Source organism: Kribbella sp. NPDC050124, from assembly GCF_044460355.1.
In the GTDB taxonomy this organism is placed as follows: Bacteria; Actinomycetota; Actinomycetes; order Propionibacteriales; family Kribbellaceae; genus Kribbella.
Map to the genome: position 1 here is coordinate 1 of NZ_JBITJU010000081.1, position 1,050 is coordinate 1,050.

Below are 1,050 nucleotides of genomic sequence, written 5' to 3' on the forward strand. Positions count from 1 at the left end.
CCCGTTCGGCCTTGCTGCGGGACGCGAACGCGGTGAACGGGATTTCGGCGACCTCGGCGCAGGAGACCCATTGACCGGTCTGCTCGTCGAAGATCGCGTCGGTGTATTCGATCGGAGTCCACGCGCCGGGGTCGTCCGCGATGGCCGCGATCGCGGCCTTGACCCGCTTGTCCAGGCGGACGGTGACCGAGACATCGGCGCCGGCCCGGACCGCGGCCAGCACCAGGCCGCGGCCGTAGAACGCCGAGTCGGCGCGCACCAGCGGCCTGCCACCCGACAATCCACGCACGGTCTTCAACGCGTCGGTGACCAGGCGTTTGGCGCCGCGCGGCGACCCGCACGATCCCTTGCGCAGCCGCTGCGCCACGATCACCGGTGCGGTGCGGCTGGTGGTGACCGTGGCCAGCAGCGCGTTCAGCCCGCGCACCCCGGAGTAGCCGAACCCCGCGCCCTGTTTGGCGTAGCCGTGCACCTCGATGATCGTGTCATCGACATCGACCAGTACGAACTCGCCGTCGGCGACCTGGCCGACCACCGGCGTCTTGCCGGCCAGCCCGGTCAAGAACCGCGACGCGACCGCGTCGAGTTGGCGGACGTGGCCGAAGGTGAAGCTGCGCAGGAACGACCCCAGCGTCGACGGCGCATACGCGCGATCGAACACCCGACCCATCCCGCCATGCCGCAGCAACGCCATGTCGTCGATCGAGTCCGCGTCGGCCACCATCCCCGCGACCAGCGAGGACACCTTCAGCCCCGCATTCGCACCCTTGTCCGTCGGCACGCTCAAGCGCTCATCGGCCAGGCCACGCAGGCCGACCGACTCCGCCAGCACCATCGCCGGCACCAACCCGGCCGACGACACCAAATTCGGATCGTCGAACTTCGCCACCATCGACCGCGGCTTATGAGAGAGTTGCACCTCAGAGATGCCCTTTCGGGTTGAGAGCTTCGGAACTGTCGCAAGTCCCAATCTCCCAGCACGCAAGGGCATTCTCGCGCTACGGCGCGCCCACTCCAGCCAACTCACCCCAGACCATCGGTGGATCGAGG

The 1,050-nt window shown here is 68.6% G+C and carries 1 protein-coding gene; it reads right to left on the reverse strand.

Annotated features, from left to right (window positions below):
- The coding region (locus ACIBL3_RS47295; RefSeq protein ID WP_396360628.1) for an IS1380 family transposase at positions 1 to 919 on the reverse strand (919 nt) is incomplete at its 3' end.
- Positions 920 to 1,050 lie beyond the last annotated feature (131 nt).